At 59.3% G+C, this 25,922-nt stretch carries 18 protein-coding genes and 1 pseudogene; 12 read left to right on the top strand and 7 right to left on the bottom strand.

All coding sequences use genetic code 11. The features are described 5' to 3' along the window. The 4 genes and pseudogenes from M0412_RS21530 to M0412_RS21515 form a co-directional block, all read left to right on the top strand. Positions 1 to 1,532 (top strand): annotated as a pseudogene (locus M0412_RS21530) (hypothetical protein); the annotation flags it as partial. A 118-nt stretch (positions 1,533 to 1,650) separates the two neighbouring features. Continuing rightward, positions 1,651 to 3,855: a type I secretion system permease/ATPase gene (locus M0412_RS21525; RefSeq protein WP_142841857.1), complete on the top strand. Its 2,205-nt coding sequence runs from the start codon at positions 1,651 to 1,653 to the stop codon at positions 3,853 to 3,855. Next, positions 3,852 to 5,336: an HlyD family type I secretion periplasmic adaptor subunit gene (locus M0412_RS21520; RefSeq protein ID WP_269699888.1), complete on the top strand. Its 1,485-nt coding sequence runs from the start codon at positions 3,852 to 3,854 to the stop codon at positions 5,334 to 5,336. The genes M0412_RS21525 and M0412_RS21520 overlap by 4 nt, the downstream gene beginning before the upstream one ends. A gap of 190 nt (positions 5,337 to 5,526) precedes the next feature. Beyond that, positions 5,527 to 6,573 carry a LacI family DNA-binding transcriptional regulator gene (locus M0412_RS21515; protein ID WP_269699889.1) on the top strand — a complete coding sequence of 349 codons (1,047 nt, stop codon included), beginning with the start codon at positions 5,527 to 5,529 and terminating at the stop codon, positions 6,571 to 6,573. A gap of 230 nt (positions 6,574 to 6,803) precedes the next feature. Here M0412_RS21515 and M0412_RS21510 read toward each other — a convergent pair whose 3' ends face one another. From M0412_RS21510 to M0412_RS21485, 6 genes are all read right to left on the bottom strand, one after another. Beyond that, entirely contained in the window at positions 6,804 to 7,853 is a 1,050-nt protein-coding gene (locus M0412_RS21510) for a carbohydrate ABC transporter permease (RefSeq protein ID WP_269699890.1), read from the bottom strand. A gap of 2 nt (positions 7,854 to 7,855) precedes the next feature. After that, positions 7,856 to 8,851, bottom strand: coding sequence for a carbohydrate ABC transporter permease (locus M0412_RS21505; protein WP_269699891.1), 996 nt, complete (start codon positions 8,849 to 8,851; stop codon positions 7,856 to 7,858). Between the two features lies 1 nt (position 8,852). Then, on the bottom strand, positions 8,853 to 9,959 hold the full coding sequence (locus M0412_RS21500) for an ABC transporter ATP-binding protein (RefSeq protein WP_269699892.1): 1,107 nt from the start codon (positions 9,957 to 9,959) through the stop codon (positions 8,853 to 8,855). Beyond that, positions 9,959 to 11,311, bottom strand: coding sequence for a glycoside hydrolase family 28 protein (locus tag M0412_RS21495; RefSeq protein ID WP_269699893.1), 1,353 nt, complete (start codon positions 11,309 to 11,311; stop codon positions 9,959 to 9,961). The genes M0412_RS21500 and M0412_RS21495 overlap by 1 nt, the downstream gene beginning before the upstream one ends. Continuing rightward, on the bottom strand, positions 11,308 to 12,402 hold the full coding sequence (locus M0412_RS21490; RefSeq protein ID WP_269699894.1) for a glycoside hydrolase family 88 protein: 1,095 nt from the start codon (positions 12,400 to 12,402) through the stop codon (positions 11,308 to 11,310). Before M0412_RS21490 ends, M0412_RS21495 begins: the two co-directional genes overlap by 4 nt. A 116-nt stretch (positions 12,403 to 12,518) precedes the next feature. Continuing rightward, positions 12,519 to 15,041 carry a hypothetical protein gene (locus tag M0412_RS21485; protein ID WP_269699895.1) on the bottom strand — a complete coding sequence of 841 codons (2,523 nt, stop codon included), beginning with the start codon at positions 15,039 to 15,041 and terminating at the stop codon, positions 12,519 to 12,521. Between the two features lie 194 nt (positions 15,042 to 15,235). Here M0412_RS21485 and M0412_RS21480 point away from each other — a divergent pair, with 194 nt between their 5' ends. Together M0412_RS21480 and M0412_RS21475 are read left to right on the top strand one after the other, a co-directional pair. Then, positions 15,236 to 16,516 carry an ABC transporter substrate-binding protein gene (locus M0412_RS21480; RefSeq protein WP_142841866.1) on the top strand — a complete coding sequence of 427 codons (1,281 nt, stop codon included), beginning with the start codon at positions 15,236 to 15,238 and terminating at the stop codon, positions 16,514 to 16,516. A gap of 234 nt (positions 16,517 to 16,750) precedes the next feature. After that, entirely contained in the window at positions 16,751 to 18,733 is a 1,983-nt protein-coding gene (locus M0412_RS21475) for a phosphatase PAP2 family protein (protein ID WP_269699896.1), read from the top strand. Positions 18,734 to 18,817: 84 nt separating this feature from the next. Here the strand turns inward: M0412_RS21475 and M0412_RS21470 are convergent, their stop codons facing one another. Beyond that, complete coding sequence (locus tag M0412_RS21470; protein ID WP_142841868.1) at positions 18,818 to 19,966, bottom strand: ROK family transcriptional regulator; 1,149 nt, start codon at positions 19,964 to 19,966, stop codon at positions 18,818 to 18,820. Positions 19,967 to 20,111: 145 nt separating this feature from the next. Here M0412_RS21470 and M0412_RS21465 point away from each other — a divergent pair, with 145 nt between their 5' ends. The 6 genes from M0412_RS21465 to M0412_RS21440 all read left to right on the top strand — a co-directional run bounded on the left by M0412_RS21465 (position 20,112) and on the right by M0412_RS21440 (position 25,907). Further along, on the top strand, positions 20,112 to 21,341 hold the full coding sequence (locus tag M0412_RS21465; protein WP_269699897.1) for an extracellular solute-binding protein: 1,230 nt from the start codon (positions 20,112 to 20,114) through the stop codon (positions 21,339 to 21,341). 83 nt (positions 21,342 to 21,424) lie between these two features. Further along, positions 21,425 to 22,465, top strand: coding sequence for an ABC transporter ATP-binding protein (locus tag M0412_RS21460; RefSeq protein ID WP_142841870.1), 1,041 nt, complete (start codon positions 21,425 to 21,427; stop codon positions 22,463 to 22,465). After that, on the top strand, positions 22,465 to 23,319 hold the full coding sequence (locus M0412_RS21455) for an ABC transporter permease (protein ID WP_142842079.1): 855 nt from the start codon (positions 22,465 to 22,467) through the stop codon (positions 23,317 to 23,319). The genes M0412_RS21460 and M0412_RS21455 overlap by 1 nt, the downstream gene beginning before the upstream one ends. Next, the gene (locus M0412_RS21450) at positions 23,319 to 24,182 is read left to right on the top strand and encodes an ABC transporter permease (RefSeq protein WP_142841871.1); all 864 of its coding nucleotides are present in this window, start codon (positions 23,319 to 23,321) and stop codon (positions 24,180 to 24,182) included. The genes M0412_RS21455 and M0412_RS21450 overlap by 1 nt, the downstream gene beginning before the upstream one ends. 46 nt (positions 24,183 to 24,228) lie before the next feature. Continuing rightward, positions 24,229 to 25,125 carry a glycerophosphodiester phosphodiesterase family protein gene (locus M0412_RS21445; RefSeq protein WP_142841872.1) on the top strand — a complete coding sequence of 299 codons (897 nt, stop codon included), beginning with the start codon at positions 24,229 to 24,231 and terminating at the stop codon, positions 25,123 to 25,125. Then, positions 25,122 to 25,907: an inositol monophosphatase family protein gene (locus tag M0412_RS21440; protein WP_142841873.1), complete on the top strand. Its 786-nt coding sequence runs from the start codon at positions 25,122 to 25,124 to the stop codon at positions 25,905 to 25,907. The genes M0412_RS21445 and M0412_RS21440 overlap by 4 nt, the downstream gene beginning before the upstream one ends. The last annotated feature ends 15 nt before the right edge of the window (positions 25,908 to 25,922 follow it).

Raw genomic sequence — 25,922 nt, 5'->3', positions numbered from 1 at the left:
CCGAGGCAGAAAAACAGGCCGCCGCCAAGGCGCAGGCCGCAGCGAAAGCCGAAGCAGAAAAACAGGCCGCCGCCAAGGCACAGGTTGCTGCAAAGGCCGAGGCAGAAAAGCAGGCCGCCGCCAAGGCACAGGCTGCTGCGAAGGCCGAGGCAGAAAAACAGGCCGCCGCCAAGGCGCAGGCCGCAGCGAAAGCCGAAGCAGAAAAACAGGCCGCCGCCAAGGCACAGGTTGCTGCAAAGGCCGAGGCAGAAAAGCAGGCCGCCGCCAAGGCGCAGGCTGCTGCGAAGACCGAGGCAGAAAAACAGGCTGCTGCAAAGGCCGAAGCTGAACGGCAAGCGGCTGCCAAGGCTGAAGCTGAACGGCAGGCTGCTGCAAAGGCCGAAGCTGAGCGGCAAGCGACTGCCAAGGCTGAGGCTGAACGTCAGGCAGTTGCGAGGGCTGAAGCCGAGCGGCAAGCTGCTGCAAAAGCTGAGGCAGATCGACGGGCGGCGGCGGAGAAAGCTGAGCGTGACAGGATCGCTATGGAGCAGATGCGGCGGGACCAGGAGTTACAGCTTCAACGCCATAATGAGCGCTTAAGACAAGAAGAACAAAGCCGGCGGGAGAGAGACGAGAGGCAGCGCCAGTGGAATTTGCAACAGCAGCTTGAAGCGGAGCGGCGTCGGCAGCAAGCGGCAGCAGATCAGGCAAGGAGAGATGCGGAGAGGGAAAGATTGCAGCGTGAGAGCGAAAAGGCTGCCTTCGAGAATATGAGAAAGCAGGGCACATTCTCAAACTTGCCGTCTAGTCCAACGATCTTCAAGCCACCGAGTAATGGCCTCATTTATGTCACCCGTGGTGGAGCAATGGCACATAACTCCAATGGTGTAAGAATTTGGCCTATCATTCTTGATCTTAACGATGACGGTGAGTTGGATATTCGGCAGCTTTCTCCCGCAGAAACGCATAGGCCAAAACTTGTTACGTCGGGTGTTGAACAAGACAACGTAGAAGAATCGCGTCGGTTCGACGCTAACGGAGACGGCATTCGAGACGAGGTTGCATGGATCGGCCCGAATGACGGCCTGCTCGTTATTGATCTTGGCAAAAACGAAGAAACCGGACCTGACGGTCAAATCAATCGGCCGGAAGAGGTCGCTTTCTCGCTCTGGAAATCGGAAGAGCAGCGCGTAGCTGAACTCAGGGAAAAGGGCATTGACGACAGCGGTCGTCCGGTGACTGATCTTGAGGGCCTTCGTTTCGCGTTCGACACCAATCAGGACAACATTCTCGATAGTCAGGATGCGCGATGGAGCGAGTTCCGTATCTGGCAGGACTTCAACCAGAATGGTGCCACGGATGAAGGCGAGCTTAGTACGATGGAGGCTGAGGGTATTACCTTCATTGATCTTCTTCCGTCTGAACAGGGCGTCAAATCATTTCCGGATGGTTCGATGATCACCGGGACAAGTTCTGCGAAAAGGATAGACGGGACATCCATTCTCGTCGGAGACGTTGCGCTCGCTTACAGGTCCTCTCAACCAGGACTTTAGGCGCTGGGAAATCGCGACTGGCTTATCACGCTTTGGAAGCGCGCGTCAGTCGCGGTCCTGACATGTTTTTCCCTGCGGCTTCGCGTCATTCTTTGGCGCTGCCATTCAAGCAAGTCCGATGAGACAAAATACAGCAAAGCCAGGCACCGACGATCTCCGAGACGCATTTATACCCGATCAGGGGCCTGTTTCCGAGACCAGCTATGATAGAGGCCTCGTTGCCCTGTGTGCTATCGCATCTCATTATCGCATAGCCGCAGATCCGAAAAAGCTGACGCATGAACTCGCTATTGGAGGGAGCGCGCAGTCCCGGGATATCCTGAGAGCGGCTAAAATTGTCGGTCTGAAAGCAAGATTGATACAGACAAAATCCGCAAAGCGCATTTCTTCTTTGCCTACTCCGGCGATCATCTGCTCTACCGAGGGCAATTACGGTTTATATCTCGGGGCGGCAAGCGATGGCATATATAGTGTCGCTGATCCAGTGAGCCTTTTGGTCCGCCATGTGGATATTTCAACCTTGTTGGAGACGAGTGAGGGCCGGTTCATTCTGGTTCAGCGACGGTTCACGGGGCCAGGTGTATCCAGGGAAGCCTTCGGTTTCCGTTGGTTCCTTCCTTCCTTGTTTCGGTATCGCAAAGCTTTCGGTCATGTATTGGTCGCGTCGCTTTTTGTCCAGATTTTTGCACTCATAACGCCTTTGTTCTTTCAGGTCGTGGTCGATAAGGTTCTTGCCCACAGGAGCTATTCGACTCTTATCGTTCTGGTTATAGGTCTCGTCGCGCTCGGCCTCTTTGATGTCATTTTGCAATATCTCAGAAGCTACACCTTATCGCATACCACCAATCGTATCGACGTTGAATTGGGTCAAAGACTGTTCCGTCATATGATGAACCTTCCTTTGAGTTATTTTGAAACACGGGCAGCCGGTCAGACTGTTGCGAGGATTCGCGAACTCGAAACGATCCGTGACTTTTTGACCGGGCAGGGCCTCTTCTCAGGTCTCGATCTCATCTTCACGGCAGTGTTCATATTTGTACTTTTTTGTTATTCGACGACCCTGGCCTGGATAGTCGTTGCTTCGATACCTTTTTATATAGTGATAGGTGTTCTTATCCGGCCTTTCCTGAAAGAACGGATTGACGAAAAATTTGACCGAGGCGCCTATAGCCAGCAATTGCTGGTGGAGACCGTTGTCGGCATTCAAACGCTGAAGGCATCAGCCGTGGAGCCGGTCGTTTCCGCTCAATGGGAAGAAAGGCTTGCTGCATATGTACGCTCGTCGTTCACCGCAACAATGCTCGCCGCCAAGGGGCAAAATGCAATCCAGTATATCAGCAAGGTCACAAGTGCCGCATTGCTGATGTTTGGGGCGCAATCTGTTATCAATGGCGAACTGACTGTTGGCGCTCTCGTTGCTTTCAACATGATTGCCAGCCAGGTTTCGCAACCGATCCTGCGTCTTTCGCAATTGTGGCAGGACTTTCAGCAAGTTCAGATATCGGTTTCTAGACTGGCGGATATTTTGAACGCTCCTACGGAACCGAGACCAAAAACTGCCGTCAATCTGCCGCCTCCGAAGGGCGCGTTGGAGTTCCGACGCGTTAATTTTCGTTATCGATCGGACACGCCGAATGTTCTGAACGATATCAACGTCTCTATCCGGCCCGGTGAGGTTGTGGGAATTGTTGGAGCCTCTGGCTCGGGCAAGTCTACCCTCACAAAACTTGTTCAACGGTTCTATATGCCGGATAGCGGTCAGGTGTTTCTGGATGGGCAGGATATTTCTCAAACCGACCCTATTTGGCTAAGAAGTCATATCGGCGTCGTGTTGCAGGAAAACATGCTGTTTAATCGGACGGTGCATGACAACATTGCTTTCAGCAATCCTGCAATGCCTCGCGACATCGTTGTGCGAATGGCGCGAATGTCAGGCGCAGACGAATTTATTACCAAACTTCCCCGCGGTTACGATACGATGATTGAGGAGCGCGGGGCAAATCTTTCGGGTGGTCAGCGGCAAAGAATTGCACTGGCTCGCGCGCTGGCAACCAATCCTCCCCTCCTTATTCTGGATGAGGCGACGAGTGCGTTGGACTATGAGAGCGAACGCATTATTCTGCAGAACATGCGTGATATCGTTCGCGGTCGGACCGTGATCATCATCGCACATAGACTGGCGACTGTTCGCTACTGCAATCGCATCATTGGTATGAAAGACGGTGCAATAACCGAGCAAGGGACACACGAAGAGTTGCTCGCCCGTCCCGATGGGACCTATGCACATCTCTGGAAACTGCAGAGTGGAAGTGTTTTCGCGTGAGCAACAAAGCGCGTCTCGCCCATCAGCAGAAGTCAGACAAAAAGAGAAATGAAGCGATTTATCGCAGCGATATGGAATTTCTTCCTGCGGCTCTCGAAATACTGGAGACGCCGGAATCGCCTGTCCGAATTGCGATTTTATGGTTTATCTGCATTCTCGCAACGTCACTTCTGGTTTGGGGATGGTTTGGTAAATTCGACATTGTCGCCACCGCGCAGGGCAAAATTCAACCGGTCGGTCGCGTAAAGATCATTGAATCTCTTGAACATGGGAAGACCCGCTCTGTCGCCGTAAGTAATGGTGATGTCGTGAAGGCCGGAGATGTCGTTGCCGAACTTGATGATACCGAAACAAGGGCTGATGAAGCGGCTAAATTGAGTAGCCTTAACACCCTTCAGGCGGAAGTTCTGCGGCGTGCAGTTTTGCGCGAGGTTCTGGCGGCATTAAAAACAAATCTGTGGCAACAGGACAGGCCTAGATATCCACTCGTGGCCTTTCCTGGAAATATTCCAGAACCGATCCGTGTTCGTGAGCAAACGGTATTTGAGGCTGATCTTCGAGGGTTACGGGCCAATATTCATAGTCTGGATGCGCAGCGACGGCAGAAAGAGGATCAAATCGTTGGGCTTACAGATGCGATCGCAGCCCAGCGCAAGCTTGTCCAAACACTGGAGCAGCGGGTTATGATGCGGTCGCAGTTATTGCAGTCCAAAGCGGGCTCGCAGGTCGAAGTCATTGACGCGACACAGGAATATCAGGAGGCACAGTCAGCACTAGCCGATAAGCTGGTACAATTAATGGGTGCAAAAGCGGAAGTGACTGTTGTTCTCGCAGAGGCCGAAAAGATTGTCGAAACTGCCTCTAGCGACAATTCAAACCGGTGGCTTGAGGCACAGCGCGCGGTGGACGAACTGAAACAAGAAGTCATAAAAGTACAGAGCCGAAGGCAGCGCCTTCAAATTCGATCACCTATCGACGGGGTCGTACAACTTTCATCCATTTCAGCCGTTGGTCAGGTTGTCGCGGCGAATACGGAAATAATGCGCATCGTTCCACGCGACGCTGACCTAGAAATAGAAGCATATCTTCCGAATAAGGACATAGGTTTCGTAGAGCCGCGACAGTCCGTCGTCATTAAGGTCGAAGCCTATCCTTATACCCGATTTGGGGTGTTGAAAGGGGAGGTAAAACGTATCTCCACGGATGCAATTGCTGAGCCGGATGCCCAAAGTCTAGAGTCAACGATAACGCAATCTGCTCAATCCATAGTCCCGACAGGAAATGCACAAAGAGTGCAAAATCTCGTGTTTCCGATCACTGTTGCACTTCAAGACGGTGCCATGCAAATCAACGGCGAACCCGTACCGATTACGCCCGGTATGAGTGTGAGTGTTGAAATTAAAACAGGGCAGCGTCGCATTTTGGAGTATTTGTTCTCTCCATTGGCGGATGTGGCCTCTGAAGCCATGAAAGAAAGATGAGTTCCAATTCGTCCGCCTATCAACCGAGCCTGGCGAAAACCCAAAGAAATCAATTCCGCATTTACGGATGATGCTGTAGTCTTCCGCAGATTAGAGAGCAGCAAACGGGCACGGGTATTCTTCAGATCGACTGCGTGAGGCAGGCTTTCTGCCCGCACCGTCCGAAGAAGAGTGGTTGAATTTCCCCTTTATGAAAATAGACAGGAAAACGACGCTTAAGGACGTGGCGCGGGAGGCGAATGTTTCGCTGAGTACCGCTTCGCATGCCCTCAACGGCACCGCACCGTTGACCGCACAGGTTCGCGAGCGGGTGCTGGAGGCGGCTCGCACGCTTGGTTACCTTGAAAACCGCCGGCAGAAGGCGACCATCGCCACCCTGCGCGTCGTGCTGCTCGCCATGACCAATGATGCCGCGCCGCAGAGCGACCTCAACATGGTCAGCTGGACGATGCTGAACGGCTTCCGGCGCGAATGCGAGCGGCGCGGCATTCGTATCGTTCCCTATGTCAGCGCGACGAGCCGGCTTGATCCGGTCGCTGTGGCGGAGGCTGCCGATGCCGACAATGTCGATGGTATCGTGGTCTTGAATGATGACAGGTCGCAGCTGGTCGAGGCGCTGTCCGCGCTTTCCAGGCCGGTGGTGCTGATCAATGGCGAAGACCCGGCCATGATCGTCGATACGGTGACCGCCGAGAACCGTTTTGGCGCCCGTCTCGGTATCGAGCATCTGCTGTCGCTCGGGCACCGCAATATATTGCATGTCACCTGGAAGGGCCGCACGACGATCCGCCGGCGGTTTGACGGCTATAGCGACGCCTTTCTGGCGGCGGGCCTGACAGTTCCGGCCGATATGGTCATCGAGGTGGAAAGCTACGAGCCGGAATGGGGCGAGATCGCCATTCGCCGTCTGCTGGCCGAAGAATACCCGCTCAGAAACGCTACCGCCATTTTCTGCGCCGCTGACAATCTGGCGCTCGGCTGTCTGAAGGCGCTGACGGAAGCCGGTATCCGGGTTCCCGATGACGTCTCGGTGCTGGGTTTTGACGATATCATGCCGGCTGCCTTCAGCGCGCCGCCGCTCAGCACCATACAATTGCCGGCTGACAGGCTGGGCGGTGCCGCCCTTTCGCTGCTGGAGCAGCGGCTTGTGGCGGCTGATCCGACCAGGCCGGCGCACCGGCTGGAACTTGGCTGTCGGCTGGTTTTAAGGGGCAGCATCGCGCCGCCACCGAAGTAGGGCGGTGGCGGCTCTTGCTGGTGGCCATATGCTTTGGGGCGGTCATCCGTCATTCCGGCCTTGAGCCGGAATCCAGCTAGCCCAAGTCCTTGGGCTGAAAAGACTCCTTTCGCCGCGCAGACGCGCGTCGGCTGGATACCGGCTCAAGGCCGGTATGACGGAGGGGATGGGCCTGCGTCATCCGAGTTGCCAACGGGGCTGCGGTTTCACCGCAAGCCGTATTGTTCCCCTTACTTCATCCCCGTCCCGGCGATGCCTGTCGTGATGTAGCGCTGCAGGAACAGGAATACGACGGTGACAGGTGCCAGGCTGAGGAAGGTCATGGCGAGAATATAGTGCCATTGCACCGAGAACTCGCCCTGGAAGGCGTTCAGACCCACCTGCAGCGTGAAGTTCTCACGGCTGCTGAGGACGATCAAGGGCCAGAGGAAGTCGTTCCAGCGCCAGAGCACCGAGAAGATGGCGAGAACCGCGAGCGCCGGCGCCGTCAGCGGCAGGATGATGCGCCAGAAGATACGAAATTCGCTGGCGGCATCGACGCGGGCCGCCTCGATCAGCTCGTCCGGGATGGTCAGCATATATTGCCGGAGCAGGAACACGCCGGTTGGCGTGGCCACGGTGGGGATGATGACGCCCCAGAGATTGTCGACGAGGCCGACGCCGACGATGACCAGATAGGCTGGCACCATGACGACGGTGAGCGGGATCATCAGGGTGGAGATGATCAGCACGAAGATCGCCTTCTCGCCGCGGAAGCGGTATTTCGACAGCGCAAAGGCCGCCATGGCATTGACGATCAGCGTCAGGATGGTCGCCACGAAAGTGACGAAGACGGAGTTCTTGAGGAAGGTCAGGAAGCTGAAGCGGGTCAGCGGATCTGTGAAGTTCTCGGTCGCGATGGTCAGCTTCTGGACGGGCGTTATTTCCCGTGTATCGACGCTGACCGGCGGGCCGGGATTGGCCGGGTCCACCATCTGGGCTTTGAGGCCAACACGGCGGACCATGGCCATTTCCCGCTCCACGCCATCGATGGTGGCTTTCCACAGGCTGAGCTGTTTGTCGTAACCTGGCACCTCCACCTGTACGGCGGCGCGCGGCAGAAGGCTTGGCGGAAACCGGGTGATTTCGGCTTCCGGCTTCAGCGATGACATGGCGGCCCAGACGACCGGGATGAGGACGGCGAGCGTGCCGCCAATGAGCCAGACCCAGGATAGGATATCGGTAAGGCCGATCCGGCCGGGGCGGCGGGTGCGTGTGAGGAACGCGACGGCGTTGGACATGGTCAGGACTCCATCTTTTTGCCGAGGCGCAGCTGGACGAGGGTGAGTGCGAGAAGCACAAGACCCATCAGAACCGATGCGGCAGACGCAAGGCCGAACAGCCTGAGATCGCTGCCGAAGGCCATCTGGTAGATATATTGCACCACGAATGTATTGGCCGTGCCCGGCCCACCGCCATTGGTCAGAACCCATGCTTCATCAAAGATTTGCACCGAGCGGATCATCAACAGGATCAGCACGACGAGCAGGTTGGGGGCAAGCAGCGGCAAGGTGATACGCAAGAGCGTGCGCCGGGGCGAGGCGGCGTCGATGGCGGCGGCTTCATAGAGGTCCTTCGGGATGGCCTGCAGGCCGGCCAGCAGGATGAGCGTATAAAAGCCCATATGGAACCAGACCGAGACCACCACCACGAAGAAGCGTGACCAGCCGACATCCAGCAGGAAGATTTCCGGCGGCACACCGAGCATCTGCAGGAAGGCGTTCAGCAGGCCGTTGCGGTCTAGGAACCATTTCCAGATAAGGCCGATGACGACCGGCGACAGCAGGACCGGATAAAAAAACATGGCGCGGAAGAAACCGCGCGCCGCAATCGCCCGGTTGAGGATGAGGGCGGTGACCAGCGCGACGAACAGCGTGGCGGTGACATTAAAACCGACGAACCACAGCGTGTTCCAGATCGCCGTCCAGAACAGGGATTCCCGGCAGCTTCCGGGGTCCATATAGCTCTGGCAATCGAGCAGCTTGCCGAAATTTTCGAGCCCGACGAAGGGGCGGTCACTGATCAGGAGTTCGGTGCCGCCGGTGAAAGCATAACCGACGGCAATCGCAATCGGCAGGAAGGTGAAGATGCCGAACAGGACGAGGTTCGGCATCAGGAAAATATAAGGCATGCGCTTTTTGCCGATCACCCGCTCTATGAAGTTAAGCGGCACTTCGGCGATCGCCATCACGGCGTCGAGCGTGCGGTCGGACAGTCTGGCAAGCTTCTGATTGGCCATGCTACCCTCTCCCCTGGCTGTTGAGACGCGGCAATGTCAGTTCCGTTACGGGATCGAAAACGTGCACCCTTTCAGGCGCCGGCATGATCTTCAGCACCGAGCCTGAAGCCGGCGCGAAATGGCCCGCCTGATGCACGATGATCTGCTCTTTCTGGCCCTGAAGATTGCCGTAGAGATAGGTCTCGGTGCCGAGGCTTTCGTGGTACTGCACCTCGAAGGGCAGGCCGACATTGTCGGTGATGGTGAAATGCGAAGGGCGGATGCCCGCCAGAACCGCCTGTCCGGGAGATACCTCTCCCGGTTCGACGAGGCAGGGCAGGGATACGCCGTATCCGGGGTCGATGGCGATGTTGCCGTCGCTGTCGCTGGTAATTGTGCCCTTGAGAATATTCATACGCGGCGAACCGAGGAAACCGGCAACGAAGAGGTTGCGCGGATTGTCGAAAAGCTGGAGCGGGCTGCCCACCTGCTCGATGCGTCCGGCGCGCAGCACCACGATCTTGTCGGCCATGGTCATGGCTTCCACCTGATCATGGGTGACATAGATCATCGTCGTCTTGATATCGCGGTGCAGGCGGGTGATTTCGGCGCGCGTCTGCACGCGCAGCGCCGCATCGAGGTTCGACAGCGGCTCGTCGAACAGGAAGATGTCAGGCTCGCGCACGATGGCGCGGCCAATGGCGACGCGCTGACGCTGGCCACCGGAAAGCTGTTTCGGCTTGCGGTCGAGATAGGGCTCGATGGCCAGCATGCGCGCCGCCTCGTTGATGCGGCTTTCGATTTCCGCCCGCTTGAAACGCAGGTTTTCCAGGCCGAAGGCAAGGTTCTTGCGCACGCTCATATGCGGATAAAGCGCATAGGACTGGAACACCATGGCGATCTTGCGCTCGGCCGGCGACAGGGCGCTGACATCGCGCCCGCCAATGCCAATGGTGCCTGACGTGACATCCTCAAGGCCGGCGATGATGCGCAGCAGTGTCGATTTTCCGCAGCCCGAGGGGCCGACGAAAACGACGAACTCGCCGTTTTCGATCTGAAGATCGATATCGTGCAGCACATGAACGGCACCGAATGCCTTGTTGAGATTTTCCAGTTTCAGACTTCCCATCACCTGCTCCCTTTGGACAAGTTCGTCATCGCGACGATCTCTTGTTTATTCCAGCCCTCGGGCAAGGGCGTCGTTCTTTTAATGGCGACATCGCGTGCCGCAAATCCTTCCACGCCGGCAAGATAAACCGCCGGCATTCCACCGGGGTAATCCTCCAGACCGACGATCCTGCCTTCGGCATCCCGCGTCCAGGCATTGGCGCGGCCGGCGGCATCGGGGCTTGGAGCAATATCGGCATTGGTGGGGCGCAGATCATATTGCAGGCCGGTACCCAGCTTGCCGGGCCGCTGCGCCAGCGTGATGCGCTCCAGCCTGACATTGTGGATGCCGGCTTTCGACGTGGCGACGAGATTGATTGCGCCTTCCATGGAGCCGCTCAGATCTTCCACGACCAGATTGTCGACGCTGCCGGCCTGACGCTCGGGGCGGCGGTCGACGACGGTGACGGTCACAGCCTCGCCGGAGCCCCAGAAGCCTCCCGGCGTTTCGTGGCACTCGGCCTCGATCCGTGAAAAGCGGATATTGCGCATGGCACCGCCATCCCGGGAGAAAAGGCCGATGCCGCGATTGGACTCGACGATTTTGCAATCCTCGAACACCACATTGGTGAAATCGCCGAAGGATTCCGTGCCAAGCTTCAGGGCGCAGCTGACGCTGGAAACGATGCAGCGGCGAACCGTGATGTCATCGCAGACGCCGACCGCCTTGCCGTCCGGCCCGGCGCTGGTCTTCAGGCAGATGCCGTCATCGGCAGTCGAGATAAAGCAATCCTCGATCAGCGCGCGCCGGCAGGCATCCAGCACGATGCCGTCGGTATTGGGCAGGCGGCGGTCGTTTTTTATGCGGAGATTGCGGAAATTGAGATCGTCGCAATCGACCATATGCAGCGTCCACATCGGCGAGCCGCTGACGAAGAGGTTTTCAAGGCGCACGTTGCGGCAGGCTTCCAGCACCATCACGCGTGGACGCCGTTCCGCCGGGATATAGGTTCCCATCGCCTCGTCATCGCCGGTGATGAAGTGCTCGCCGCCGGCCTCGATGCGGCCGGGGCCGGTGACGGCGATGTCGCTTGCGCCCCGGGCAATGATCATGCCGCGATTGGATGCCTCGGCGATCACCGAAACCGTTGTATGGGCATATGCCTCATAGTCTGAAATGGGGGCGAGCACCGCATCTTCGGCAAGGTGCAGCTCCACGCCGCTCTTGAGCTGCAGGCCGCCGCTGATATGGCGACCGGCCGAAAGCGACACGCGACCGCCGCCCGCTGCCGAGACCGTATCGATCGCCCGCTGGATGTCGGCCGTGGCATCACGGCCATCGGCCGTGATGGTGATGTCTGAGTGCGCGCTCATGATACCTGCGGCCTTTTCAGGAACACGTCGATCAGCAGCAGCATCGTCAGCGCCTGCCCGTAGGGCGTCGGCAGATTGGGAATGCGGCGGTAGAAATCAAGATCATGGCCCATGGGGGTACCATCGGAGACGCCGTGAACAACGCCTTCGTCATCGATGTTGCCGAGCACCGCCTTCAACGCCCGTTCCGCATGCGGCCGGTTCTCTTCTCCGAGAATGCCGGCTTCGATGCCACGCAGAATGCCATAGGCGATGCCTGATGTGGCCGATGTCTCGACCGGCGAGGTCGGGTCATCGAGCAGCGTGTGGAACATGCCGTCCTCGCGCTGATATTGCCGCAGCGACCGCACCTGACTTGCCAGCACATTGGCGAGGAAACGCCTGTCCTTTTCGGAGAGCGTCGGCACCAGTTCGAAAAGTTCGGGAATGGCAACCGTGATCCAGGAATTGCCGCGCGCCCAGAAGGCATGAGCGAAATTGTGGCGGCCGTTGAAGGTCCAGCCGTGATACCAGAGCCCGGTGACGGGGTCCGAGAGATAACGCGTATGGACCATGAACTGGTAGACCGCCTCGTCGATCCAGTCCTGACGTTTGCAGACGACGCCGGCGCGGGCGAGGAACAGACATGCCATGAACAGCGTGTCGTCCCATAATTCGCCCTCATTCAGCCGTTCCTTGACGACGTGCTGGAAGCCGCCATCCTCGGTTTTCGGCAATTGATGCACCAGCCAGTCGGCCCAGTCTTCCACCAGCGCCCGGAAATCCGGCCGGTCGACATGTTCCGTCAGGATGACGAGTGGCAGCATCGGCGCGGAACTGTTGATCTGGCGCGGCGGCAGGCCGCGCTCGATCTGCCAGCCATACCATGTCACGAGATCATCAAGCGCTTTGCGATCGTTGGCGGCGAGCGCCCGGCGCAGGAAGCCGTAAAGGCCCACACCCACTTCCCAGTCCCATTCATCGAACTGGATCTTGCCATCGGAACTGCTGCTCGCCAGACCTTCCTGAATGCCCTTGAGGCGGCTGAACGCGGCGGCGACATTGTCGATCGTCGTCCTGAGAGTGTCTTTTTCCATGCTTGGCTGGTTCATCTGTCAATTCCGCTAGGAGCATTTCCAGTAAAAGCGGGGATCGCTTTTACGTCCGGACAATGCGTTAAAACAAAGAGCTAGAGCGTTTTCGCGTTTCGCAGAAAAGCGGAAAGGCTCTAGGAGTAGAATGGTCGTGCCGCGCCGCCCGATGCGGGGTCGGCACTGTCGAAGGTGATTTCGGGTTGGGGCTGATCATGGTCGAAGGCCGTTGTCTGCCCGCCGATGGTGAATGCGCCGTCCCAGGTGAGGGTGACATCGGGTCCGCCTAGCGGCGTGACCGAGAGCAGACGGCTTTCGGCATCGAAGGTGACCCGCGTGGCGAGGATTTTTTCCCGAAAACGGGCAAACTCCGCGACATCCCCGCAGCCGATGATGCCGACCCAGCCAGCGCGGCGGCCGGGCGATCTGATCTCGTGATTGGCGGTGGCGCCTGCGCTGATGGGTTGAAGCCCGTTCGTTGCATAAAGCGCGGCAAAGCCGCGGCCCGAGCGGGTGATGAGCCAGTTGCCTTCCGTCAGCACCTCGTCCAGTCCGTCGCGGCCAAGATAGGCATGGGTCCAGTCATTGCGGTGATCGTGCGTATCAAAGATCAGCATCGCCAGATCGCGATGCTGCGCCACGCGCGGCAGGATGCCGCTTCCCGCCCAATAGGAGGGGCGCTGGGTGCCCCACGGATCGTCTTCACCCGGGTGGTTGACCCAGAGCCGCGCCATCGGATGGCCGGCGAGTTTGATATCCATGACGTGTTGCTGATGGCCCTTGCGGCCGGTCTTGTGGTCGACCACGGTGGAAAGCTGGGCGGCCTCGTTCTTGAACAGCACGAGCTTTCCGGGCTCCAGCCCCTGCGCGTAACGGGCCTCGACCATGCGGCCGCCCTCAAGCTGGGAAAGGGCGGCAAGATGTGCCGGTGGCAGGTAATCGCCGCAGCAGAACATCGGCAGAGAGGCGACGCCGTTGTTGAGCCAGCCTTGGCCGAAGGCGACCTCAGCGAAGGGTGCCAGTTCCGTCAGCGGCCCGGCGCGCAGCTCCTTGTCATAGGCTCTGCCTTGCGAACCGGAGGGGACGCCGCCGAGCGTATGCAGCGCGATCATTTCGAAGATGAGATCGAGCTGGTAGCGCGCGCGTGCTGCAAGCTCCGGTCCGGCCCAATGTTCGATGGCGAGAAGGCCGATGAAATCCACGGGATAATAGGCGGCCGAATTCCATTCGGCGAGGCCGTGCGCCTCGACGCTGTCGAACCAGCGCTCCAACCGCTCAGTGGCCAGCGCCGCCTGCTCTCTGCCGGTGCGGCCGGAGGCGGTGAAGACGGCGTCGGGCAGATAGTGTCCGGCGAGCAGCTGGCTGGTGTGGAAGCAGAGAACATGGTTCTCGCTCCAGAACCACATGACGTCGTTACCCGGCTCGTCCACCCAGTAGCGATAGCCAAGGATCGAAGCGTCGATCCGCGCTCGCATTTCGGCCGGCAGGCGGTCACTATGGGCGCGCACCAGCCAGAGCAGCGGGATCATGATGAAATCGGAGCAGTCCTCGCGCCGGTCGATGGAGCGCAGCGTCGCATCGACGATGCCGCCGATGGTTTTGAAGTCATCGCTGCCGGTGGCGACCATCGCCAGCGCCCGGCCGATGCGCCATGCGCCGAAACGCGCGCTGAAGGAGAGGGCCGCTTTCTTTCGCTCCCTAATATCGGCATTGGGCGCTTCCGGCGCGATATCATGCATGAAGGCTGCGTCGATGACGCGGGTGACCGTTCCCGCACCCGAGCCCATGGTGATCCTGACGCCGTGATATCCGTCCGAAATGCCTGACGTCTCGGGGATTGTCAGCGTTGATTGCCCGGCCTTCAGCATGGTGTCGACTTCCGCCAGCGCAGCGCGCTCATGCCCATGGCTTTTCACCGCAATGTGCACGGGCAGGTCGCGCGCAGGTGCTGCTCCGAAAACCAGTTCGAGGGCGGTGCCGCAAAACACGTCGCGTGCCGGGCGAACATCGCGCACCAGCGCGGCAAGGCGCCTCGTTTCCTCGCGGTCGAGCGGTACCGGCAACACGACTGTCAGCGGCGTAGGATCGATAACCTCAAGCTCGAAGAACCAGATGATGTCGCGTTCCGCCAGATCCTCGCAGAGCAGCAGCACCTCGTTGTCGCCGGCCGCAAGGTCGAGCGTCACATCGCTGTTGGTTTCGACATTGCGGATGAAGGGCTCGAAACGCACCTGCTCAGCGCCGTTCACCCAGATACGGACGCCGCCGCAGGTGCGCAGCCGGAAATGCGCCTTTCTGGCAGCATCGCTGCGGAACGTGCCCTTCAGCCAGCGCTGCACATGGGTGGGAACATGCCAGAAGCCGGTGAATTCCACGCGGCGGTTGGAACCCGGCAGGTTGAGGTGAGACACCGCAAAGCCACTCTCGGGCGCGATGTCGCGGCCGATCATGGTCTGCTGGAAGGCTTTGCGGCAGGGAAGGTCGCCGACATCGACGAAACCATTGATGAAACGGTAATTGACCCGGTCTTCCGCCGGGGCGGGTGTGCCCGGAAACGATGTCTCCACCGGATCCGAGACGATCCAGGCGGTCACCGTCTCGCCGTCGGCGACGGTGTATGTGGGCTGCGACGCATCCGTCGCCAAAGGTCCATCCGTCATAATGGATCGCCTCCCTTCGATCTTTATGAAATTATTTTCACAATTCGATTTCCGCTTTTTCGCGTCGATTTGTGCGATTTATGTAAAACAAACAGCTTGACGTTTATTCTGTCAAGCCGCAAAACAGGATAAATCGAATTAAGCAGAGGAGCTTCTATTCGGTTTGTGAAAATATTTTCATTGGGAGGATGAGCATGATGAAATTGTTTTCGGGCGTCAGCGCCCTTGTAATTGCCTCCGTCGCCGGTCTTGCAGCCGCGCAGGCCGAGACCCGCACGATCACTTTCCTTTTTACGGATGACGACCAGGGTTACGTGCAGCGCATGGCCGACCTCAGCAAGGAGTTCGAAACGGCCAATCCGGGCGTGAAGATCAACTTCGTGTCTTCGGGTTACGACGCCGTTTCCAAGCAGCTGCCGGTACAGCTGGCGGTCGGCGAAGGCCCTGACATTGCCAAGATCACCGACTGGCAGCTTGCCCCCTATTATCTCGACATGCGGCCTTACATGAAAGATGCGGAGGCCTTCGCGAAGCTGCATGGTTCGAGCCTCAACCAGCTTCGCCTGCCCAACGTCAACGATCCACAGTCGATAAACGGTTACATGGCGTCGCAGACGCTGAACCTGCCCTTCGTCAACAAGACGCTGTTCGAGCAGGCGGGTGAGCCCTTGCCCGGCCCGACCGCGAAATTCAGCGAGATCGTCGAGGCGTCCGCCCGTGTTGCCAAGGCGACCGGCGTGCAGATCCCCTTCACCATGGACCGTTCCGGCCACCGCTTCTCCGGCGGCGCTTTCGCTTACGGTTCGAGCTATGTGAAGGACGGCAAGTTCAGCTTCCCGGATGATGCGGCGAAAAAATACATCGCCGATATCTATTCATGGACGCAAAATGGCAGCTTCCCCAAGGAAATGTGGGGTGCCGCCGGCGGTTCGCAGTACAAGAACATGGGTGACGAATTCGTCAACGGTAATGTCGTGACCTATCTGGCCGGCAACTGGATGGTAAACCCGTTCCAGAACAAGATCGGCGACGCTTTCGAATGGACGGCGATCAATGCGCCCTGCGGCGATGCCGGATGCTACGCCATGCCGGGCGGAACCGCGATTGTCGGCTTCAAGCGTACCAAATATCCTGAAGATGTGGCGCATTTCGTCGAATTCCTCGGCTCCGAGAAGGTGCAGCGGGAAATCGCCGAGAACTATGTCGTTCTGACCGGTGCCGAGATCGTCGATCCGCAATACAAGCTGAAGAGTGAAGACGCCAAGGCGGCGATGAAGGTCTTCCTCGACAACAAGAAGAACGTGCCGCAGGCGGCTCGCGATTTCGAGCGCGCCAAGGGCGGCAGTGCCATGTATCAGCAGATCGTCCAGCGTATGAGCCAGCTGATCGTCGGCGAGTTGACGCTTGACCAGACCTATAAGGTCCTGGCTGACGATGTCGCCAAGATCAACGAGGCCGTTGCGGTCAAGAAGTAACTGGCCCAGCATCCGGCTTTGCCGGAGTAACGAAGCCATTGAACCCTATGCCCGGAGCCGGTCTTCGGGCATATCTCTCCGCTTTTTCCGGGCGCATATTGCCGCATATGCTGTCTCGATCAGCACCATCGAAAAACTGAAATACGCTCCGTTTAAACCTGATGACGAGGCGCGCGGGAGACCGTGCCGCCTGTTTTCGTCACGCGTCACTCGCTGCAAATCATAGGATTCGTCATGGCCAAACTGAAGATGTCGTCTTTTCCGTCCGCACGCGCAACCCTGCTTGCCTCCGTCGCATTGCTGGTTCTTGTCCCGAGCGCGCAGGGGTTCGAGGGCAGCGGGCCGGCAGGTCAGGGTTATGCCATCACGGTGCCGGAGCCTGCCGCGACCTATCCGCTGCCGCTTGCCGACAATTATCGCAACCAGACCGGCAAGAATGAAAAGGGCGAGGATGTCCGCGCCTATGACGACCGGGATAATCCGATCATCGAAATCCTCTCGGGTTTCAACCGTATCTGGACGCTCGGCGATGAAAAATGGGCGGATGGCGGCGCCAATGGCGACGGCCCATCGGATTTCAGCCATGTGAAGATCGTAGATCCCGCCGTCTGGCAGGAAAACATGCGTTACGTATTGTCCGTGACCGGGGAAAACCGCACCCGCGCTGCGGCTTTCGAAGCCTATATGAATGATCGCCGTTCACAGGGTTACAGCGTTATCGACGGCATGGGCCCGCTTGCCGACTGGTATCGCGAAGGTGCGGGCGCGACGACGACGATCAATCATACGCTTTCGGATTTCGATCCGAACGAGGTGATCACCCGCAAGGAGGACGACAAGGGCACCGAGGCGGGTGCAGCCGATAGCAAGTTGAAGGATTTCGTCGCTTTCATGAAGGTGATCCGTGGCCCGGAAGGCACGACATCGCCGGCGAAATATTTCTATTCCACACCGCGGCCCTGGCGCATGAATGACAGGGGCGAGGTGATCGAAACCGGTAAAGAAACGATCGGTGACCGTTCATTCGAAAGCTATGACAGCGACGCTGGCGTCATCGTGCCGGCCCTGAAATATGCGCGGGAAAATCGCGGCCGCTCCAAGGATGGCGGTTTTCCGAGCGGGCATACCAACGCTGCCTATCTGGCCGCCATCGCTTATGCCTATGCCGTGCCGGAGCGTTTTACCGAATTGCTGACGGCTGCCTCCGAACTTGGTGAAAGCCGCATCGTCGCCGGCATGCATTCGCCGCTCGACGTGATCGGCGGCCGCATCACCGCAACCGCCATGGCCGCCGCCATGTTGCAGGACCCGAAAAATGCCGAGGTGAAGAAGGCCGCGCATGAGACCTTGCAGGCCTATTTCGCCAAACGTCTGCCGCAGGGGCAGTCGCTTATCGATTTCGCCCATGGCGCAAAGCCGGATGTTGACCGGTTTGCGGATGCGACGGCGAACGCGGCGGATTATCGCAGGCGCATGACTTTTTCCTTCAGCCGCGACAAAGCTGTGGGTGACGCGCCGATGATGGTGCCGAAAGGGGCCGAGGTTCTGCTGGAAACGCGCCTGCCTTATCTTGATGCCGCAGAGCGGCGTGCCGTTCTGTTCTCTACCGGTATTGAGGCGGGTTATCCGCTGCTTGATGACAGCAATGGCTGGGGCCGCATCAATCTGGTGGCCGCCGCCGGTGGTTACGGTGCGTTTGATGGCGATGTCGAAGTCACGATGGATGCCGCCGCCGGCGGTTTCAACGCGGCAGACCGCTGGACGAACGACATTGCCGGGGCAGGGCGTCTCGTCAAATCCGGTAGCGGAGCGCTGATGCTCAGCGGTAATAACAGCTATGGTGGCGGCACAATTCTAAGGGATGGTGCGCTGATAGTCTCGTCTGTCGATGCGCTTGGAACCGGTGGCGTGCTGGTCAGCGGCGGCACGCTTTCGCTAACGGCAGGCAAGGATGTCGCCATCGGCGGTGATTATGCGCAGTCTGGCGGCATATTGGCGCTGGATCCGCAAAAGGCTGCTCTGCGCGTTAAAGGGAATGTGGTGCTGGACGGCGCGACGCTGAAGCTCGCTTTCGATGGTGGCGCACCGGCTGCCGGCACGCGCCTCGATGTGATCGCCGCCAATGGTTTGACCGGGACATTCGCCACGATCGATGCGGGCAATGTGAAGGTACGACCGGTCTATACCGGGTCGGCACTGTCCGTGGTGGTCGAATAGGCCATGATGCAATGATAGAGGCTGCCGCAACCCTCCGGTTACGGCGGCCCCAAAAAATCTGCGGGGAACCGCAGGATAATCACCCTACAGGAAGTACCGGACCCTCAGTGGCAATAGTGCGGCGCCGATGGCGGACGGATCGCCGACCGTTTCGCTGAGAACCAGCTTCGCCTCCTTTGGGCCGACACCATAACGGTGTTCGCGCTGGGAGGGCATGTGCGTGCGTTCGATCATCATCTGGCCAAGTGCGCGTGGCAATTGTCCGCCAAAGACGATGGCCTGCGGATCAAGTACCGCGATCAGGCTTGCCACCAGCCGGTCCACCTGCGGCATGGTTTCGGTCAGCCATTCCTCGACTCCTGGCCACGCCGGATCAAACTGTCGATAGAGTGTTTCAATCGAATGGATATCGACGCCGTTTTTCTGCAGGGTGGCGATCAGATATTGCAGCGCCGGCCGCTTGGGCGATTCATCGGGGCTGTATATGCCGCTGAATTCGCCGGCATTGCCGTGAAAGCCGTGAAACGGTTGGCCGCCGAGGATCAGTCCGCCGCCGAAACCGTAGTTGAAGGACAAGTAGGCAAAAGTCTCGCACCATGATCCGACACCGCGAAGGCTCTCGCCGATCGCCCCCGTGGTGGCATTGTTTTCCAGCCAGACCGGCAGGTGGAATTTTTCCTCAAGGATAGGCTTCAAGTCCATCAGCGACCAGTCGCGCAATGGCTCCGGCGCGTTGAAGGCGCGGTCTTCCGACACGAAGAAACCCGACATGGAAAAACCGAGGCCCAGCAGGCGCTCGCGCGGGATGCCGTGTTCTGCCAGCAGCCTTTCGAGGGCCAGCGACAAGGCCGCAAGCGTCTCTTGCCGGTCCTCCGGAAGCATCTTCAGCTTTTCTTCGACAATCACGTCGCAGCGGAAATCGGCGATGCAGATGATGACGGAGTCGGTGTTGATGGAAATGCCGAGTGAATAGGCTGCCTCCGGCACCAGCTCGATGGTGGGGCTCGGCTGGCCGCGCGTGCCCTTGAGCGGCGCGCCGGTCTGCAGCAGTCCGCGCTCCAGCAGGCCTTCGATCAGCCGGTGCACGGATTGCTGGGTCAGGTTGGTGTGGCCCGTGATCGATGCGCGGGCGATGGGGCCATGGCGGCGCACGATATCCAGAATGAGACGCTCATTCTCGCTGGCAAGCGGCTGGCGATCGAAGGTCTGCTGCGGCGTCTGATCTGTTGTCATGGCCTTGGATAACGGCTGCGCGAAGCGGCGGCAACATGGGGCATTGGTTTGCGACAGCATTTTTCACTGGACTGTCACAAATATTACACTTAGAGTGTATTAATAAGGGGCCGGTCAACAACGGGTCCTCAGGAGGAACCATTCAATGCGCATGAAATTTCTTGCGATCGCCGCGCTTGCGCTGGCGACGACGGCAGCGCCGTGCCTTTCGGCAGACAGCAATATGAAAAACCTCGACTTCGATCTGTCGAAGGTCACGCGCGACAATTTTTACGAGATCGTCGTTCCCGCCGCCAAAGCCGAGGGCTCGGTGACGATGTATAATTTCGCCGGCAGTTTCGCCGATACGTGGAAGGAGCTGATCAGCCGTTTCGAAGCCAAATATGGCATCAAGGTCGCCTATAGCGACGTGAAGGGCGATCAGGCGAACCAGCAGCTCATCGCGGTTCAGGCGGCAGGGCAGGATTCACCGGTTGATGCCTATTTCGCCGGTGGCGGCAGCTATCCGCTTCTCTCCTCCAAGGGGGTTGTCGGCAATATTGCGCTGACGAAAATCCTGCCGAACATGGCGAATTACAATCCGGAAATGGCCGAGACCGTTTTCGGCAAGCCGCATGGCGGCAGCTTCCCGCTGGTGCATCTCAACCAGACCGCAATCGGTTACGATTCTGCCTTCGTGAAAGCCGGGGATGTGCCGAAGAGCTTCGAGGACCTGCTGGTCTGGGCCGAAAAGAACCCCAAGCGGCTTGGCGTCACCCTGCCGGCCAAGGGCGGTTCCGGTGGCGGTTTCATCTATTCGGTGGCGCTCAACTATCTCACCGGCGACTGCCGCAAGCAGCTGACCGATTATAACCAGACGCTGCAGCAGGCCGAAGACTGGGCCATGGAGTCCGAGTGCCTCACGCCCGTCTGGGACTATTACCGCCGTCTTCTGGCCGTGGCTGAACTGACCAATGGCAATGCCGATACGCTCAACCTCATCAACAACCAGCAGCTTTACATGGGCACGGTCTGGGAAGATCAGGTCATGAGCTTCCTCGGCACCAAACAATTGCCTGACAGTTTCCGCGTCACGCTTCTGGAAAAAGGGCAGGTCGGCTCTGGGGACGCCATGTTCGTGCCGGCCAACGCCAAGAACGTCGCTTCGGCGCTACTGCTGATCGATATGGCCATGAGCAAGGAATTCCAGCTCTGGAAGCTGGAAAACAAGGCTTCCCGCTCGCCGCGCACGGATGTCACCAATGATCTGATGCCGAAGGCGGTGCAGGAGCATGTGCTGCCGCAGAGTGTCTATCCGCGCCTGTCGCTGCCGGCTTTCTGGGACATGTCGACAGCGCTTGCCGAAGCGCTCGATGAAAAAGTCCTCAACCAGTAACGCCGTTGGGATTGCCGGATCGTGTGCCGCAACTGGCTGCGCGATCCGGATAGCCTTGGTCAAAAATATGAGGGAGGCTCGTCATGAGTGAACTCGAGATCAGCAATATCAGCAAGGATTACGGCGCCAGCCGGGCGCTTCATCCCGTGTCGATCACCGTGGAGCGGGGCGAATTCGTCACCATTCTTGGGCCCTCCGGCTGCGGCAAGTCGACGCTTTTACGCATCCTCACCGGCATCAGCCAGCCTTCGGGCGGCGAGATCCGGCTGGGTGGCAAACGCATCGATCAGGCGCCGCCGGAAGCGCGCGATATCGCCATGGTGTTCCAGTCATATGCGCTTTTCCCGCATATGTCGGTCGCCAAGAATCTCGGCTTCGGGCTGAAAATGAAGAAGGTCGCGAAGGATGAGCGGGTGCGGCGTATCGCCCATGCGCTTGATATCTGCAATCTCACCGGGCTGGTGGATCGCATGCCCCGGCAACTGTCCGGCGGCCAGCAGCAGCGTGTGGCGCTGGCGCGCGCCATTGTCATGCAGCCGAGCCTGCTTCTGTTCGACGAGCCGCTTTCCAATCTCGATGCCAAACTTCGCGATACGCTGCGCCATGAGCTGACCGAGCTTCACCGCCGCATCGGCGCGACAAGCCTTTATGTGACACATGATCAAGCCGAAGCCATGGCGATGTCGGACCGGATCGTCGTCATGAATGCCGGCCGGGTGGTCGAGATCGGCACGCCGCTCGAGCTTTACCGCGCGCCGAAACACGCCTTTACCGCCGGCTTCCTAGGCCAAACCAATCTGCTGCCCGTATTCGCTGAGGGCCAGCAGGCGCAATTGCCCTGGGGACAGTCCGTGACGCTTGACCGGGTTGCCGCCGGCAATGTCCAGATTTCCGTTCGTCCGGAAAACATCCACATCCGCGCCGATCAGGCCGGCGAGGGCACGGTTTCCGCCGTTTCTTTCATGGGCGCTAATGCACTCTATGCGGTCGAGATCGGCGGCCGTCAGATCCGGATCAGCCAGTCCGGTGCTGAAACTCTGATCGATGCCGGGCAGAAGGTCGCCCTGCAGTTTCCCGGCTCGGTCCATCTTCTCGATGACAGGATGGCGGGGGAGGCGGCATGATGGCCGGGCTCCTTCGAAACGGGCGCGCCCAGCTTCTATTCTTGCTTTTGCCGGGTGTTGGGTATCTTCTGGTCTTCTTTGGCGGGCCGCTGCTGTCGGCGCTGATCGGCAGTTTCAGGCAGGAGGATGGCAGCTTCACGCTGATGTTCTACCAGCGGATTTTCACCCGCGCGTCGATGATCCGGGGGCTCACGACCTCCATCTATTACGGTGTCATGCCTGTCATCGTCTCGCTTGCGGCCTCGGTGCCGCTGGCGCTTCTGATCCGCAAGAGCTTTCTCGGTCGAAAACTGTTCAGCGGCCTTTATAAGCTACCGATGGCGGTGCCGGGTATCATCGTCGGCCTGATGGTGATCGTCGTTTTCGAAAGGGGTGGGTTCCTCGACCGGCTGGTCGCGCCGCTCGGGATCGAACTGCCCAAGCTCGTGCGCGACGACTGGGGCATCGGCGTCATTCTCGCCAGCGTCTGGAAACAGATACCCTTCATGACGCTGATCATCACCAGCGCCTTTGCGGCCATTCCCGAGGATATACGTTATGCCTCCCGCACGCTTGGCGCGTCGCGGCTGAAGACATTTTTCTTCGTGGAAGTGCCGCTCGCCATGCCCGGCATCACCGCCGCCATTCTTCTGACCTTCATCGGCTCCATGGGCTCCTATGCCATTCCCGATATCGTCGGCCCGCCCACGGCCCGGCCGCTTTCGGTGCTGATGATCCAGGAGTTCAATCAGGGCCGCTTTAATCAGGTCTATGCCATGGGCATGGTGCTGAGCCTTTTCGCGGTCTCCGTCCTCATTCTCTATTATTCGCTGACATCCCGCATCGGCCCCGGCCAAACCCGCGGAGACGCCTGATGAGTGCTATCACCATTGAACCTACCGTCACTCCCCGTCGCCGTGCCTTTACGCCGGAGGACAGGATTTTCGTCTCCATCGGGCTTTATGGCGCGTTGACGCTCGCCATCGCCGTGCCGCTGGCTCTCATGTTCCTCTGGAGCATTGCCGACGGCTGGTCGCCGCCGCTTGTCGTGCCGGAGCATTACACCACGGCGCGCTGGGCGGGCATTCTCGGCGATGCAAGCCTCATCCGCGCCGCGATCAACAGTATCCTCATCGCCGTCGTCGTCACCTTCCTGACGGCAGCCATCGCGTTACCCACGGCCTGGGCCATGGCGCGTTTTCCCTTCCGGCTGAAACGGCTGGTGGAGATTTTTATTCTGGCGCCTATCATCATTCCGGGGCTGGTCGTCGCCGTCGGCATCGGGCAGGTGTTTCTTCTCTTCGGCCTTGCCTATTCGGTAACCGGGGTCATTCTCGTGCAGATCGTCGGCACCCTGCCGCTGATGATCCGGCTGATGACGGCGGCGCTGGAGACCATTCCAGACGATCTCATTCATGCCGCCCGCTCGCTTGGCGCGGGCACTGTCGGCATCGTTCTGCACATCATATTGCCGCTTGCGGTGCCCGGCCTTCTCGCCGGCGGGCTGATGTCTTTCATCGGCAGCTTCGAGGAATTCGACAAGTCCTTCATCGTCGGCGCGCCTGTTGTCGAGACCCTGCCGATCAAGCTTTACATGTATCTCGATCCCTATTCGATGCAGCTGCCGCTCGCCGCCATCGTCTCCTTCATCCTGCTTCTTCCCGCACTCGTCGTCTTCATCATCGCCGGCCGCATCCTGCGCGACGACCTGATGGCGGCGGGCATGGGGAAAATCTGATCCGGGCGCTCAAACCCGGTAATTGCAACGTCCGAAAGTGAAAACCATGCATCAAACCCTTGCAGCCTCCCGTAAGACCTCCAATCCCTGCAATGTCCTCGCGCTCTGCTCGCGCGACAATCCGGCCATCCTGACCATCGCCCATCGCGGCTTCTGGACCGCCACCGCCGAAAACTCGCTCGCCTCCGTCCGCGCCGCGGTTGCGGCCGGCGTGGAGATGATCGAGATAGACACGCAGGCGACGGCCGATGGCCGGCTGGTCGTCATTCATGACGAAACGCTCGACCGCACCACGACGGGCAAGGGCACCGTGAGCGCGCTGCCTTTCGAGGTGGTCCGCGCAGCGAAGCTGAAGGCCGGCGCGGGCGGCGATGCGGCTGGCGTGACCGATGAATGCGTGCCGACGCTGGAAGAACTGCTGGAAGAGGCGCGTGGCAAGATCACCGTCAATATCGACACCAAATTCACCCGCGATCTGCCACAGGTCATGGAAACCGTGCTGCGGCTCGGCGTCGAGGATCAGGTGCTGGTGAAAACCGATATCGATCCCGAGGCCGATCGTTTCGAGGTGCTGGAGACTGACTGGTTCGGCAAAATCCCGCATATGCCGATGTTCCCGGTGAGAAAGGGCAAGTTTGCCGAGGACCTGCGCCGGATCGAAGCCTTGAAGGCGCCGATGATCGAAGTGAAATTTACCGATATTGCCGATCTGGCCGAAGGCCGTGACGAGATGGAGCGCCAGAACATCCGCCTGTGGATCAACTCGCTCGACGTTTCCCATTGCCTTGATTTCAACGATACGCGGGCGCTTTCAAATCCGGAAGCCGTCTGGGGTGCACTTGCCGGGGCTGGCGTCGGCGCGATCCAGACCGATGAAGTCGAAGCCTTCACCAACTGGCTGAAGGCGGGCGCCGGTGAGACGGGCAGGGCGTGGACACGATGAACGAGCGTCTCGAACGCGCCGTCGCCATCATCGAGGAAGCGATGGGCCTTGCCCTTCGCTTTTTCGAGGCCCGCGACGCCATCGCCGCCCGGACGAAGGGTTTTCAGGATTTCGTCTCGGAAGCCGATACCACGGTCGAAAGGTTGATCCGCGACCGTCTGGCGGCGGCTTTTCCCGGCGAAACCGTGCTGGGGGAAGAAATGGGCGGTGTTGCCGATGACGCCTATTGGATTATCGATCCCATCGATGGCACCGCCAATTTCCTGCGCGGTTCGCCGCTCTGGGGTATCTCCCTCGGCTTCGTGCGCAACGACCGGCCGGAACTCGGCGTCGTCGCCATGCCCGTCTTCAAGGACATTTATGCGGCGGCGGATGGAGCCGGGCTGATGCTGAATGGCAAGCCGCTTTCCCGCCATGTGCCCTTTGAGGATGTGCAGGTCATGTCGCTTGGCGACAGCGCCGCTGCCGATGCGGAAGAGGTGGCGGCTCTTACCGTCGGGCTCAGGCATGCGGGCTGGGTGGTGGAATCCATCCGCTCGACATCGATCGGCCTTGCCTTTGCCGCGCGCGGCATCTTCGACGGCCATCTGCAGAAGCTGACGACCATGTGGGATATCGCCGGCGGCGTCGTTCTCGCAAGGGAAGCGGGTCTCGATGTCCGTATCGGGACGCGCCCCGGCAGCGACATCCCCTGGGTCGCCGCCGCAACGCCGGCGCTGATGGCGGTGACGGAAGGGCTGTGGCCGGAGATCAGGGGAAAAGTGCCGGCGGAGCCCGCGTGAATCTTCTGAAAAGCA

The sequence above is a fragment of the Agrobacterium sp. O3.4 genome (genome assembly GCF_041414895.1).
In the GTDB taxonomy this organism is placed as follows: Bacteria; Pseudomonadota; Alphaproteobacteria; order Rhizobiales; family Rhizobiaceae; genus Agrobacterium; species Agrobacterium cucumeris.
Note: the sequence above shows the minus strand (reverse complement) of the source record. Positions and strands in the feature narration are given on the sequence as shown.